14 protein-coding genes and 1 riboswitch are annotated in these 13108 nt (G+C 46.0%); of the genes, 2 read left to right on the top strand and 12 right to left on the bottom strand.

Annotated elements, in window-relative coordinates; genetic code table 11:
* Positions 1 to 68 precede the first annotated feature (68 nt).
* From MZ182_RS01280 to moaA, 12 genes are all read right to left on the bottom strand, one after another.
* Entirely contained in the window at positions 69 to 236 is a 168-nt protein-coding gene (locus MZ182_RS01280; protein ID WP_011787651.1) for a YqaE/Pmp3 family membrane protein, read from the bottom strand.
* A 120-nt stretch (positions 237 to 356) separates the two neighbouring features.
* A complete protein-coding gene (locus tag MZ182_RS01275; RefSeq protein ID WP_011787650.1) occupies positions 357 to 1046 on the bottom strand; it encodes a TIGR01621 family pseudouridine synthase in 690 nt (229 codons plus the stop codon).
* 33 nt (positions 1047 to 1079) lie between these two features.
* Complete coding sequence (locus tag MZ182_RS01270) at positions 1080 to 2336, bottom strand: HAMP domain-containing histidine kinase (protein WP_011787649.1); 1257 nt, start codon at positions 2334 to 2336, stop codon at positions 1080 to 1082.
* Positions 2337 to 2385: 49 nt separating this feature from the next.
* Complete coding sequence (locus MZ182_RS01265) at positions 2386 to 3063, bottom strand: response regulator transcription factor (protein ID WP_011787648.1); 678 nt, start codon at positions 3061 to 3063, stop codon at positions 2386 to 2388.
* Between the two features lie 41 nt (positions 3064 to 3104).
* Positions 3105 to 3626, bottom strand: coding sequence for a PepSY domain-containing protein (locus MZ182_RS01260; RefSeq protein WP_011787647.1), 522 nt, complete (start codon positions 3624 to 3626; stop codon positions 3105 to 3107).
* Between the two features lie 216 nt (positions 3627 to 3842).
* On the bottom strand, positions 3843 to 4946 hold the full coding sequence (locus MZ182_RS01255) for an ABC transporter ATP-binding protein (RefSeq protein ID WP_011787646.1): 1104 nt from the start codon (positions 4944 to 4946) through the stop codon (positions 3843 to 3845).
* The gene (modB, locus tag MZ182_RS01250) at positions 4927 to 5607 is read right to left on the bottom strand and encodes a molybdate ABC transporter permease subunit (protein WP_025008018.1); all 681 of its coding nucleotides are present in this window, start codon (positions 5605 to 5607) and stop codon (positions 4927 to 4929) included. The genes MZ182_RS01255 and modB overlap by 20 nt, the downstream gene beginning before the upstream one ends.
* Positions 5607 to 6419: a molybdate ABC transporter substrate-binding protein gene (gene modA, locus MZ182_RS01245; protein ID WP_248068266.1), complete on the bottom strand. Its 813-nt coding sequence runs from the start codon at positions 6417 to 6419 to the stop codon at positions 5607 to 5609. The genes modB and modA overlap by 1 nt, the downstream gene beginning before the upstream one ends.
* Positions 6420 to 6475: 56 nt before the next feature.
* Positions 6476 to 6937, bottom strand: coding sequence for a molybdopterin synthase catalytic subunit MoaE (gene moaE, locus MZ182_RS01240; RefSeq protein WP_011787643.1), 462 nt, complete (start codon positions 6935 to 6937; stop codon positions 6476 to 6478).
* 1 nt (position 6938) lies between these two features.
* Positions 6939 to 7190 (bottom strand): molybdopterin synthase sulfur carrier subunit, encoded by a 252-nt coding sequence (gene moaD / locus MZ182_RS01235; protein ID WP_011787642.1) that lies wholly within the window; start codon positions 7188 to 7190, stop codon positions 6939 to 6941.
* Positions 7191 to 7213: 23 nt separating this feature from the next.
* Positions 7214 to 7690 (bottom strand): cyclic pyranopterin monophosphate synthase MoaC, encoded by a 477-nt coding sequence (gene moaC / locus MZ182_RS01230; protein ID WP_006079755.1) that lies wholly within the window; start codon positions 7688 to 7690, stop codon positions 7214 to 7216.
* A gap of 97 nt (positions 7691 to 7787) precedes the next feature.
* On the bottom strand, positions 7788 to 8768 hold the full coding sequence (gene moaA / locus MZ182_RS01225) for a GTP 3',8-cyclase MoaA (protein ID WP_041407870.1): 981 nt from the start codon (positions 8766 to 8768) through the stop codon (positions 7788 to 7790).
* Positions 8756 to 8889, bottom strand: a riboswitch (molybdenum cofactor riboswitch). Its footprint overlaps the gene before it by 13 nt.
* A gap of 248 nt (positions 8890 to 9137) precedes the next feature.
* Here moaA and MZ182_RS01220 point away from each other — a divergent pair.
* Both MZ182_RS01220 and MZ182_RS01215 read left to right on the top strand, forming a co-directional pair.
* Positions 9138 to 10787, top strand: a complete 1650-nt coding sequence (locus tag MZ182_RS01220; RefSeq protein WP_115016518.1) for an electron transfer flavoprotein-ubiquinone oxidoreductase — start codon at positions 9138 to 9140, stop codon at positions 10785 to 10787.
* Between the two features lie 345 nt (positions 10788 to 11132).
* The gene (locus tag MZ182_RS01215) at positions 11133 to 13049 is read left to right on the top strand and encodes a methyl-accepting chemotaxis protein (RefSeq protein WP_011787639.1); all 1917 of its coding nucleotides are present in this window, start codon (positions 11133 to 11135) and stop codon (positions 13047 to 13049) included.
* The last annotated feature ends 59 nt before the right edge of the window (positions 13050 to 13108 follow it).

Here is a 13108-nt window from a genome sequence, read left to right as displayed (position 1 = left end):
TCTGATTTTTATCCATCAAAAAGCGCAATAAATATAGGTTGCGCTTTTTGATTGGGATATTGGGATCACTAATCCTTAGTAACAACCCACAGTGCGTGCAATAAACCGGGAAACCAGAAAAATAAACACAGAACGATGTTAATTAACAGATCCTTACCCGCTCCCGCTTTCAAGAATACCGCAACGGGCGGTAAGAGGATCGCAATAATAACTAAAAGTAATTTGTTTGTATCCATAGATAAGCTTGCTCCTGTAGAGGGGAAATCATTACACAGCTAACTTCGCAGGAAGACTCAGGATTTGCAAATACTTTATCCCAAAGCAGACTCATGTTCGCCAGTACTCGCTCTGTAAAGTTACTCCTTAGAGGGCCATGCCAGAGTCTCTGGCTTATGCCAAAGAGCCAGCGCGTCACTTACAGCCTCTAACTGAAAGGCTTCGCCCTGCTGTGATATATTCAGATAGGTATAATCCCGCCAACCAGTTACCGCATCCTGATAGCGGAAATGCAGGCAATAAGCGTGTAAATAGCAACGGTCAGCCACAGCACCACCATATAATTCATCGCCTAAAATCGGTACACCTAAGCTTGCCAATGCCACTCTCAATTGATGGGTTTTTCCCGAATGGGGTTTGAGAAGATAAAGTCGCAATCCATCTCCTACACTGACTGAAAAAAATTGGGTGATGGCAGGGTTTTCTTTGGTTCGCAACAGCTTAAACATACTACGGCGTGACTTTGCCATATCACCAATTACCCAGCCTTGTTTCTTTTTCGGCTTACCTTTTGCGAGGGCGAGGTAATATTTCTGCACTTTATGGGCGGTAAATAGCTCAGTAAATTGTTTTGCCGCGGCAGTACTCTTAGCCAGAATCAATAGACCAGATGTGGGCGTATCGAGTCGATGCACAGCAAAGAGCTTAATCCCTAAATCTTGCTCAACCTGTGCTACTACACCCGCGGTTCCGTCTTGACTGTGAAAGTGCACCTTAGGGAATTTTGAAATAACAAGAAAATCAGCCTCATCAGCTATGATTTGGTACATGGAACTCTCGACGCGGTAGTGCGGATCATTGACTTAGAATTGGATAGTAACGACTAAGCCGGGATGATTATCGCTAAGTTTAATTTGCGCATTGTGCCGTGAGAGAATCGCTTTGACCATAGATAATCCTAATCCTGTGCCCTGTAAATGTCGGCTAGGATCGAGTCGCACTAGGCGCTCAAACACTTTATCTTTACTCTCATCGGGTATCCCAGGGCCATTATCACGGATCTGAATTTGTGCGCCTGATTGAATAATATCAATCCGCGCACCCTGCCCAGAATATTTCATCGCATTGTCGACCAAATTATATAAAGCTTGGAATAATAAGTACTTATCACCCAACACTGTATGGTCTGATAACAAAGATAAACTCAATGTTTGTTCGTTTGACTCGGCAACCGCATCGGCCATTTCCAATAAATCGGTACAAAGTTGAGCTAGGCTTAGCTCCTGCAAGTCGAGAGTCTGCTGACCTTCCTCAATACGGGTGAGCGATAACATAGCATCAAATGTCGCCAAACAATGATCAAGCTCCTCAATTAAAATGGCACAACCTTCGCTGATATCATCATGTGACTTAGTGGCCAATTCTTCTAGCCCAATACGGATATGGGATAACGGTGTACGTAAATCATGGGCAATATTGTCAGTGGCTCCGCGCACTGCCATCAGATTATTTTCGAGAATATCCAGCACATTATTAAATTGCAGCGCCAACATATCAAACTCATCCTGACGCCAACTTAGCGGTAAACGCGTATCGTAATGACCGCGCTCAATCTGTTCACTCAATCGGTTGTACTGCACAAGCCGACGCAAAATGGCCTTAGAAAACAGATAGCCCAACGCTAAGGTTAATACTATAGTCAACATCACCGCGGTTGCAGCAGCACTGATAAATTTGTCGATTAATGTGGCTAAGTTATCGGTGCGAGTCGCAATCAACACTGGGCCGTAGCGGGTCATCACCAGACCGCCAGTGAGGATATGCAGTTTATCCGGGCCACCAGTTAAGATAGGAAAATCCCGCGTTTGCGGCAGCATGGGCATGCCTTCGGGCATAAAGCTCAAGGCACCGACCATATCGTAACTATTACGCCAAGCGATCAGAGCGGTTTGTGGATCGGCTGCGCGGATTTGAGCCGCAAAACTACGGCGATCAACAGTAAGGGCAAGCTGCTGATAGCGTTGGGTTTCAGACTCAAGATACTGAGTGACTTGATACTGCTGCTCGATGATCAGTTGTCGATAAAGCGCAAATAACAACGCACCTATAATCACAGTCACTAAGGTTGAAAAGACAATGGTGATGCGCCAAGCGCTACTTTGGTAAGGCTTAATGCCTTTGGCGTAAGCGATAACCCGCTCCCCTTACGGTTTCAATCAGCTCTCCGTGACCTAACTCCTCAAATTTACGCCGTAATTTTGCAATATGTACATCAATTACATTGGTGCGAGGGTCAAAGTGATAATCCCACACAGCTTCAAATAATAGTGTGCGGCTGATGACCTGATTAGCATGTTCCATCAAATACTTAAGCAACTGAAACTCTTTAGGTTGCAACATTAACTCCTGTCCGTCCAAGGTCACATTGCGGGTCAGTAATTCCATCTTGAGCCCACCAACCACTAAGTCGGTCGAAATGGGCGTGGATTGACCACGTTGCATCAGTTTTTCAGCGCGTACTAACAGTTCAGAAAAAGCAAACGGCTTAGTCATATAGTCATCACCGCCCGCCCGCAAACCTTTAACCCGTTCATCAACATGGGCTAAAGCCGACAAAATCAGCACAGGGGTTTGATTACCCGTAGCCCTTAAAGCCGCTAGTAATTTTAAGCCATCAAGCTGGGGTAACATTCGGTCGAGGATCACCAGATCATATTGACAGCTTGTGGCGAGAGATAAACCTTGGTGGCCATCATTCGCCGTTTCGATATTGTGCCCCTGCTCAAGAAATCCTTTGACGATGTAATCAATCGTCGTCGCATCATCTTCAACTAAAAGTATTTTCATCTGTATGTTGCGCTCCCCAATCGTCACGGATGCTGCGGGCATTAATCCCACTTGAGTAAAGGTAATTGACGTAAATTATCAACATCAAAAGCCAATTTATACTTACCTGTGTCATCCAGTAACTTAAGCTCTAAATAGCTAATGCCTAGATCATGATCCAATTTAGCATCAGTTAAGAAACCTTTATGATCTTTAATTGCCATGGTAATTAAACCTGAAAATGTCTGGTGTTTGCTCGTGATTAAGCGCGTTGCTTCAACTTCGCCTAAATCGTCAGCGCTAACCTTTCCTGCTTTTTGTTTCAATAACTTGCCATCTCGAGCACGATATTCAAAATGAGTAATCGCGTTAGCCAACGGGTTAATCAACTCAAACTGATAGACCAACTCACCTTCCTGCATTTCCATTTCAAACTCGGCAATCACGCCAGGAAAGTCTTTTTCAATCTGCTGCATCACTTTTAGTGGTGGCTGATACTGCCCACTCCCCAACATGGAATACAAGCTCTGGGCAGCAGAGACCGCCCCCGATACCAAGATGAATCCTAGCAACCATAATCTCATGGCCCCTCCATATAAATCAGCTAAGTTTGTATCTTATGAGACAATCAGTTAGAAGTCGATGGACCATATTGTCCCTCTCTTATCTTCCACCCTCACTGCATTAAATCCGTCAAAGATAGCCGCAAAATAGAGATAGTCTACCTAATGGCGACTAAAACACCGATGGAAACAAGATTAACCTTTGATCATCTAAAACATTTTGTGCTTAGAAAGGGACTATTCCAGAATATGAATTTGTTCAGATTTGAGTGCCACTGTGGTTTGCATTCCCTTAGTGAGAGCAAGCTTTTGGGCAAAATGCAGCGAGACTTCGGTGTTAATTTGTAATTGGGTGCCGGCGACATAGCAGATAAGCCGAACAGATTCGCCCATCACCAGCATAGCGTCTATCGTGACAGTTAACTTATTAAAACTGCGGCATAAACGTCCTTTGGATATCGAATTAAAACGAATACCTTGATTGGGGATAACCCAACGGACTCGACTTCCCACTGGGCGATCTTTACCATAATCGCAGGCAATTAACTGCTCACCAAACTTAAGCCAAGTGAGGTTTTTAGTGCTGTCTTGAAATACCACTTCACCATCAAAAATATTTCTTAGCCCCATCTGCCTAGCTACAGCTTCATTACGTGGTCGCGATAACACTTCAAATGGAGCCCCCTGCTGTAACATCTTGCCTTGGCTGATCAAAATCATCGAATCAGCCAGCAGCAAGGCTTCATTTAAGTCATGGGTGACCATAATCACTGGACAAAGTAACTGCTCTTTGAGGCGCGCAAGCTCAAGGTATAAACGCTCACGGGTTTCCCTGTCCACCGCAGAAAAAGGCTCATCCAACAATAAAACCGACGGTTCGCGTGCAAGTGCTCTTGCTAAGGCGACGCGCTGGCGCTGGCCGCCCGATAAATGTGCAGGTAATCTATCGGGTAATCCCTGTAGATTAACCCTTTCGAGCCAATCTTTCGCGCGCGGTATGCGCTCCGCCTTGGGAATATGATCAAGCCCTGCCACCACGTTTTCTAGGGCGGTAAGATTCGGAAATAAGCCAAAATGCTGCGGCATATAACCGATATGGCGTTGCTGCGGGCTTAAGGCGATACGCGCTTTATCATCAAACCAAGGCCGATCGCCAAAGTGGATTTGTCCCGTATCGGGATGATTCAACCCAGCGATCATCCGCAGTAGCGTGGTTTTTCCACCGCCAGATGGCCCTACCACAGCAAGTACTTCACCCGCTTTACAGCGAAAATCAGCGCTCAGATTAATGTGTTTATGATTTTGGATCTGACACTGCAGATCAGCGATGATTTGCGCCACGCTGACCTCCTAAACGCCGCGATAGACTGGTCGTGAGTGCTAAGGCCGTCACGGCAAACAGCAATAAGACTAATGACATAGTGCCTGCTGCATTAAAATCGAATGATTGCACACTGTCATAAATTGCAATCGAAATCGTTTTAGTCTCGCCAGCAATATTGCCGCCCATCATCAGCACAACGCCAAACTCGCCGAGCACATGGGAGAAACACAGCACTAAGGCAGTCAATACTCCCGGCCATACCATAGGCAGTTCAATTTTAAGTAAAATTTTAAGTCGACTCATGCCGCAACAAGCGGCTGCATCGCGAACATCATTAGGTACAGTTTCAAAGGCGCGCTGTATCGGCTGCACGGCAAAGGGAATGTTAACTAATACGGAGGCAATAACCAAACCAGAAAAGTGAAACACGAGTTGCTGACCAATGACTTGTTCAATCCATTGTCCGAGCCAACTTTGACTACCTAGCCCCACCAGCAAGTAATAGCCAATCACTGTTGGCGGTAATACCAAGGGCACCATGATCAGTGCTTCAACCCAGGATTTGCCGACAAATTGGCGATAGGCTAATGCCCGTCCAGCGAGAATAGCTAAGGGGATAAGCACTAAAACAGTGATGCCACTCAGCTTGACTGATAACCAAAGTGCCTGCCAATCCATCATGGTTGCTCTGGTAATGAAAAACCATAATCGGCCAAAATACGACGAGCGCTATCGGCTCTTAAATAATCATAAAAATGCTGGGCTGTTTCATCCGCCTTGGCCATTAATGCCATACGCTGAAACAGCGGAGTATGCATTTTTGCTGGCACTATGGCGTAATCACTCAGTTTAGAAAACGTGGGTGACATAGCTAAAGACAGTGCAATAATTCCACCCTGGGTTGAACCACTAATCGCAAACTGCCCGGCTTGGGACACATTTTCCCCGAGGATCAATTTAGGCTGAATGGCATCCCATAATTGCACAAACTGTAGCGCCTCTTTAGCCTTCTCGCCATAGGGAGCGTGGTCCGGATTGGCAATGGCAAAGCGGGTAATCTTTCCTGCTGCGAGTGCCTCACTTAACCCCTTTAACTCAGGGTCAACGGACAAACTCCCCGCTTTCGGTACAACAATCGCGAGTTGCCCTTGGGCATAAAGCACACCAGCATCGCGGGCGATACCGGCACTGTGCAATTGCTGAATATATTTTTCATCCGCAGATAAAAATAGTTCAAAGGGCGCACCATTTTGAATTTGAGTGGCAAAATTACCCGATGACCCATAGGAAATGTTAACTTTCAACCCCGTTTCATGGGTGAATTTTTGGCTAATCTCATCTAGGGCAAAACGTAAATCAGAGGCAGCGGCAATCGCGGGAACCGATGCGGTACTGGTATTCGTCGCCGCTTGGATGCTCAAAGATAAAGTAGATAATAAACAACAAACAGATAAAAAAACCGAGTTAAAAAAACGAGTTAAACCCACCATGTTGTCAATCTTCCATTAATTTGTGTTAGCAATATACACCTGTTTGTCGCCAGCTTTTATGCCTGCCACAATTTAGCCGCCTGCTCATCGGCATCTTTCGCCTCAACCCAACTTTTACCTTGCTCGCCCGCTTCTAATTTCCAGAAGGGTGCTTTGGTTTTTAAAAAGTCGATTAAGAATTCACAGGCAGCAAAAGCGGCCTTACGATGGGCACTCGTCACGCCGATAAATACAATTTGCTCGCCCAGCGACATAGTACCGACACGGTGGATAACAGTGACCCGATTCAACGGCCAACGGCTACGCGCTTCGGCAACAATTTGTTCGAGTACAGCTTCTGTCATGCCAGGGTAATGCTCTAAGGTTAAGTCAGTCACCGCGGCGCCATCGTTAAAATCACGCACTTTACCGACGAAAGTGACTACGGCACCATCGCTATCATCTTGGGCGAGTTGGCGATATTCGTCAGAAACACTAAAATCGACCTCTTGCACTCGAACTGCGGGTAGTAAACGCATATTAACCTCCTGTAACTGGTGGGAAAAAGGCGACTTCATCACCATCCTTTACCGGTGTATCCCATTGGCTAATGGTCTGATTTACCGCCACCAGCAATTTGTCAGAGGTTAATACTTTGGCCCATTTGTCGTCGGTGGCCGCCAGCGTTGCTCGTAACGCTTCGGCAGTTTGTGTCTGCTCGCTCGCCTCTAGACTTAATTTAGCTGTACCCAATAATTCTCGAACTTGAGCAAAAAACAACACGTTAATCATAGTCTTCTCTCATTTTTGATCCACTAAACCTTAAAATGTCCCGACTTGCCGCCACGCTTTTCCAACAGACGGACTTGGGAGATCACCATATCTTTTTGCACGGCCTTGCACATGTCATAGATAGTTAACGCCGCCACTGAAGCCGCAGTTAACGCTTCCATTTCTACACCCGTTTTACCGGATAATTTACACAGGCTAGTGATGCGCACACGGTTATGTTCAGGCTGCGCCTCTAAATCGACCTCCACTTTAGTGAGCATTAATGGATGGCATAAAGGGATAAGATCTGAGGTTTTTTTTGCGGCTTGGATACCCGCAATACGCGCGGTCGCAAACACATCACCTTTGTGGTGGCTGCCACTCATGATCATCTCGAGTGTCGTGCTCGCCATCTCAATAAAAGCTTCGGCGCGGGCTTCGCGTTCAGTGACGGCCTTTTCGGTCACATCGACCATATGGGCATTGCCATCGGCATTAATATGGGTAAATACATTGCTCATTGGAGCGATCCTTTCATGTGAGGTCAAAACAAAGTGCAAGGAAAATTGGGCTTATACTCGCGCTACATTAGCGATGACAAAACACCTAAATACAGATCTAGCCACCAATAGAGGCAAGATGCTGAGTGACACCCGTGATGCCTTGATGCAAGTAATGGGTTTCTTTCTTCTGGGCTAATTGGCCGTGCAGGCGTTCGATTAATTCCGCTTGCTGATCAGCATGCTGCAGTAGATCACGCAAATCGACACCGGACTCGGTAAAGAGGCATAAATGCAATTTCCCCTTTGCCGATACGCGTAAACGATTACAGGTAGCGCAGAAATTATTGGCATAGGGCATGATCAAGCCAATACGCCCCTTATAATCCGAGTGACTAAAGTTTTGCGCAGGACCATCGGAGGCGCTTGGCGTATCAAATTGCCAACCATCGGCAAGTAATTGAGCCTTAATATCGGCACCCGCTAAATGGTGTGCCTGAAAATACTCACGACCCAAACCCGTTTCCATCAGTTCGATAAAGCGTAGGTCAATTGGCGTGTGTTTAATCCAGTGTAAAAATCGCGGTAAATCTTTATCGTTTAAGCCTTTAAGCAGTACGGCATTAATTTTTACTCGCTCGAAACCTGCCGATAAAGCAGCATCAATCCCCCGCATCACTTCATCGAATTTATTTTCGCCCGTGATCTGGTAAAACATTTTGGGATCTAAGCTGTCAACGGACACATTAATACGACGTAAGCCCGCATCGAACCATTCTTTGGCATGCTTTTCGAGCCTATACCCATTAGTGGTAGTCGCAACAGTGTGAATACGCGGGTTATCGGCCACAACACGAATAATGTCGGTAAAATCTTTACGTAGGGTAGGCTCACCGCCCGTTATGCGGATTTTTTGAGTACCCACTTGGCTAAATGCAGACACGAGGTTTTCTATCTCATTAAGAGATAAGAATTTTGGTTTACCATCAGGATGATAACCATCGGGGAGACAGTAGCTACATTTGAAGTTACAAACGTCTGTAACAGACATCCGTAAATAGTGAAATTTTCGACCAAAGCTGTCTTGTAATTGAGACATGATCACCTTTCCAAGTGTGGGAGGTGAGAGCATTTCTTTACTCACCCCGGTGGCATTATTACCACGGCTACACCTCCATATCTATTGACGTAGGTAGGCAAGCTCGGAGAACCGTCGCTGATGATTATAAGCCTAAAGTCGTCCCTAGCTATACCCCTAAACAGGTATTTATTGGCCTAGATCAAACTAGCGTGAATAATCTGTGACAGTCCTCACCCAAAGATTTGTATTGAATTAGACTAAACAGCAGGTTGATAGACTGTGCCCTAAGCCCTTTTTAAGGTAAGGTGAACATCAGTAATAAAACGCCCGTTTACAAACTACAACACCCAATAAAAATTGGGGAAACGTGAAGGAAGAGGTGAACAGATGGAACGCGAATCAATGGAATTCGATGTTGTTATTGTCGGTGCAGGGCCTGCTGGCTTGGCAACTGCGTGTCGATTAATGCAAATATCACAGGATTCAGGTAAAGAAATCACTGTTTGCGTGGTCGAAAAAGGCTCAGAAGTGGGCGCGCATATTCTATCAGGCGCAGTGTTCGAGACAAAAGTGCTCGACGAGCTATTCAGCGACTGGCGCGAAAAAGATGCCCCAATAAAAACCGCTGTCACCCACGACGAAATCTACCTGCTCAGCTCAGCCACCAACGGCCGAGTCATGCCTAATGCTTTTGTGCCAAAAACCATGCACAACGACGGCAATTTTATTATCAGCGTCGGTAATCTGTCCCGCTGGCTAGCTAGCCGCGCAGAAGAACTCGGTGTCGAAATATTCCCAGGGTTTGCTGCAAGTGAGTTGTTATTTAACGAAGATAACAGCGTTAAAGGCATTTTAATTGGCGATATGGGCATAGGCGCTGACGGCGAGCCAAAAGATAGCTACATGCCAGGTATGGAGTTGCATGCTAAATATACTGTATTTTCTGAGGGTTGCCGTGGCCACTTAGGCAAGCAACTTATCGAAAAATACCATTTAGATAATGGTAAAACACCTCAGCATTATGGCTTAGGCTTTAAAGAAATTTGGAAAGTCCCCGCCGAGCAACACGAGCAAGGCAAAGTCGTTCACACTGGTGGCTGGCCATTAACCGAAGGCGCATCGGGTGGCGGCTTCCTTTATCACATGGAAGACAACCAAATTGCGGTCGGCCTTATTATTGATTTGAACTACAAAAATCCGCATCTGAGCCCATTTGACGAATTCCAGCGCTATAAAACCCACCCTGTGATTGCTAAGTATTTAACGGGTGGCGAACGCCTTAGTTATGGCGCCCGCGCGATTACTAAAGGCGGCTTAAACTCGCTACCTAAGATGAGCTTCCCCGGAGGCCTTATCATAGGTTGCAATGCGGGCACCTTGAACTTCGCTAAAATCAAAGGTACTCACACTGCGATGAAGAGTGGAATCGTTGCCGCTGAAACCTTAGCTACAGCCATGATGGCAGGCGTTGAGGGCGGTAAAGATCTTGACTGTTATCAAACTCACTTCGAAGAAAGCTGGCTGCACGAAGAATTGTATAAATCACGCAACTTTGGCCCTGCAATGCACAAGTTTGGCACCTATTTAGGCGGCGCCTTTAACTATATCGATCAAAACTGGTTTGGTGGAAAGTTCCCTATCACACTGCGTGATGAACACCCTGACTATGCGCAAATGGCACCTGTGAGCACTTACAGCAAGATTGATTATCCCAAACCCGATGGCAAACTCAGTTTCGATAAACTCTCCTCAGTATATCTGTCGAGCACTTACCATGAGGAAGATCAACCCTGCCATTTACGCCTAAAGGACAGCAGCATTCCACTGGGCATAAACCTCACCCAATTTAATGAGCCAGCACAGCGTTACTGCCCTGCCGGCGTATATGAAATTGTCGAAGAGGCGGGTCAGCCGAAGTTTGTGATCAATGCGCAAAACTGCATTCACTGCAAAACCTGCGATATCAAAGATCCCAGCCAAAACATCACTTGGGTTACGCCTGAGGGTGGTGGCGGCCCCAACTATCCGAATATGTAACAAATTAACAAAAAATGTAAACGAAGGCGTTCGATAGGGCGCCTTTTTTTCACCTTTAACACAAACAACTCACTTTTTTTGCTTGCCCTAACTCGCGACATTGGCCACAATTGCCGCACAAAAAGAGTGCGTTAAAAATCACCATTTCATTTCCGTCTATACTCTATATAATTAGATCTACCGCAAGACCAACAGTTTAGGTCAAATAAGTGTTCTATACGCTGTTTTATTCGGCAACTGACCCAGACTAAGGTTAACTTTTAACATTTCTGTCCGATAATAAATGTCGTACAAGAGTGCGTCGACCGATATCTCAAAACGTCCAACACAGGCATATTGATATTTATGATATTGAATAACCTCACTATTAAGCAGAAAATTCTGCTAACCGTGACATTTGCAGTACTGCTGTCGACCATACTCGTTGGAGTATTAAGCCAGAACAGTGCTAAGCGTGTCGTAGAACAACGTATGCTTGGGTCAGAAATGCCCAGCTTAATGATGCAAATCCGTAATAAAATTGAGTTGGATATCTCCAGCTTAATGAACGCCGCTGAACAACTCGCTAGCAGCCGCATGCTGCTTCAATGGCTAGAAAACGATCGACCTCAGGAGCAAGAAGCTCAAGTCGTTGCTCAGTTAAAGGACATCACCCTCCAATATAAGCTGGCACAAGCATCCTACGCCGACAGACAAACGGCGGCTTATTACACTCAGGATGGGTTTCTACGCGTACTCACTCCTGCACAAGACGGTTGGTTTTTTGGTTACCGAGACAGTGGCCAAGAACGTATGCTAAACGTCTTCACAGAGGCAAATGGCGAGGTAAAACTCTTTATTAACTACCAACAACCTAATGGTCGTGGTTTAGTTGGTCTAGCCAAATCCCTCGATGATATGGTGCGTTTGCTTGGATCTTTTAAGATTGAAAAGACAGGTTTTGTTTATCTTGTTGATGCCAAAGGTGAGGTAAAACTGCACCCAGATACCAGCCAAATTGGTAAGAGCACCCTAAACAATCTTTATAAAGATGCGAGTTCAAACTCCTTATTAAATCGCGGCGATTTCAATCTGATCAATACCAAGATCAATGGTAAAGATATGCTAGTTGCCAGTAGTTATATCGCATCTATGGATTGGTATTTAGTGGCACAAGTGCCTGAAGCAGAAGTCTTCGCACTATTAGCAGACGCCGCTTATCAGATCTTAATCTGGACTCTGCTCATTGCTGCTGGCTTTATTGTGCTTGCAATCGCTGTCGCAGGATCGGTCAGCCGCCCAATCGCCCAAGTTGCCGCCATGTTCCGTGATATTGGTGAAGGTGAAGGTGATTTACGCCAACGCTTACCCGTCAATGGTGAAGATGAAATTGCGCAGCTTGCCAAAGGATTTAATAGCTTTATCAGCAAGATTCAGGAGTCTGTCATCGAAGTAGCACAAACCAGCGAACAGCTTGGTTTCTCTGCGAAGGATGTCTCGAATCAGGCGCAGCAAACCTTAGAAGATAGCCACGAACAGAAAGATCGCACCATGATGGTGGTAACGGCGATTAATGAGATGGGGGCGACTGTTAACGAAATCGCCAGCAATGCTGCCCAAGCTGCGGTTGCAGCCAGAGATGCAGATACCGAAGCCAGCAGCGGCCAAGTGGTAGTAACCCGTGCTCGCGATACCATTAACCAATTGTCGAAAGACGTTGGCCAAGTGGGTGAAGTGATTGAGTCCCTCGCGACCCACACTAAATCCATCGGTGGTATTTTAGATGTGATCCGCGCTATCTCTGAGCAGACTAACTTGTTAGCCCTCAACGCAGCCATTGAAGCTGCACGTGCAGGTGAAGCCGGACGCGGTTTTGCGGTCGTGGCCGATGAAGTGCGTAACTTAGCATCACGTACTGCGGCATCGACCAATGAAGTACAAGGCATGATAGACAAGTTGCAATCAGAAGCAACCCGAGCCGTTAATGCGATGGCACAGAGTCGCACACGCTCCCACGAAGGTGTTGTAGCCGTTGATGAGGCAAGCCAATCTTTAGTTGGGATTAGTGATCGTATCGGCTTGATTAGCGATATGAATATCCAAGTGGCCGCCGCAACGGAAGAACAATCCACAGTGGTGGAGGATATCAACCGTAACGTCACTGAAATCAATGATATTACTCAACGTACCGCCAACACCGCACAAGCAGCGGCACAGGCAAGTTTAGCGTTAAACCAATTGGCCCATCGTTTAGATACTTTAGTGGCTAAGTTTAAGGTATAAACTTTATCCCATAAAAAACGCCTTAGATGGATGCATCTAAGGCGTTTTTCTTTGATGTC

Source organism: Shewanella sp. JNE2 (genome assembly GCF_023159115.1).
GTDB classification, from domain to species: domain Bacteria; phylum Pseudomonadota; class Gammaproteobacteria; order Enterobacterales; family Shewanellaceae; genus Shewanella; species Shewanella putrefaciens.
This window is presented reverse-complemented; position numbering and strand designations above follow the sequence as displayed.

What these genes read in the sequence shown, in the direction of transcription:
- MZ182_RS01280 (WP_011787651.1), bottom strand. Translation starts at nt 236, where the DNA reads ATGGATACAAACAAATTACTTTTAGTTATTATTGCGATCCTCTTACCG.
- MZ182_RS01275 (WP_011787650.1), bottom strand. Translation starts at nt 1,046, where the DNA reads ATGTACCAAATCATAGCTGATGAGGCTGATTTTCTTGTTATTTCAAAA.
- MZ182_RS01265 (WP_011787648.1), bottom strand. Translation starts at nt 3,063, where the DNA reads ATGAAAATACTTTTAGTTGAAGATGATGCGACGACGATTGATTACATC.
- MZ182_RS01260 (WP_011787647.1), bottom strand. Translation starts at nt 3,626, where the DNA reads ATGAGATTATGGTTGCTAGGATTCATCTTGGTATCGGGGGCGGTCTCT.
- modB (WP_025008018.1), bottom strand. Translation starts at nt 5,607, where the DNA reads ATGGATTGGCAGGCACTTTGGTTATCAGTCAAGCTGAGTGGCATCACT.
- modA (WP_248068266.1), bottom strand. Translation starts at nt 6,419, where the DNA reads ATGGTGGGTTTAACTCGTTTTTTTAACTCGGTTTTTTTATCTGTTTGT.
- moaE (WP_011787643.1), bottom strand. Translation starts at nt 6,937, where the DNA reads ATGCGTTTACTACCCGCAGTTCGAGTGCAAGAGGTCGATTTTAGTGTT.
- moaD (WP_011787642.1), bottom strand. Translation starts at nt 7,190, where the DNA reads ATGATTAACGTGTTGTTTTTTGCTCAAGTTCGAGAATTATTGGGTACA.
- moaC (WP_006079755.1), bottom strand. Translation starts at nt 7,690, where the DNA reads ATGAGCAATGTATTTACCCATATTAATGCCGATGGCAATGCCCATATG.
- moaA (WP_041407870.1), bottom strand. Translation starts at nt 8,768, where the DNA reads ATGTCTCAATTACAAGACAGCTTTGGTCGAAAATTTCACTATTTACGG.
- MZ182_RS01220 (WP_115016518.1), top strand. Translation starts at nt 9,138, where the DNA reads ATGGAACGCGAATCAATGGAATTCGATGTTGTTATTGTCGGTGCAGGG.
- MZ182_RS01215 (WP_011787639.1), top strand. Translation starts at nt 11,133, where the DNA reads ATGATATTGAATAACCTCACTATTAAGCAGAAAATTCTGCTAACCGTG.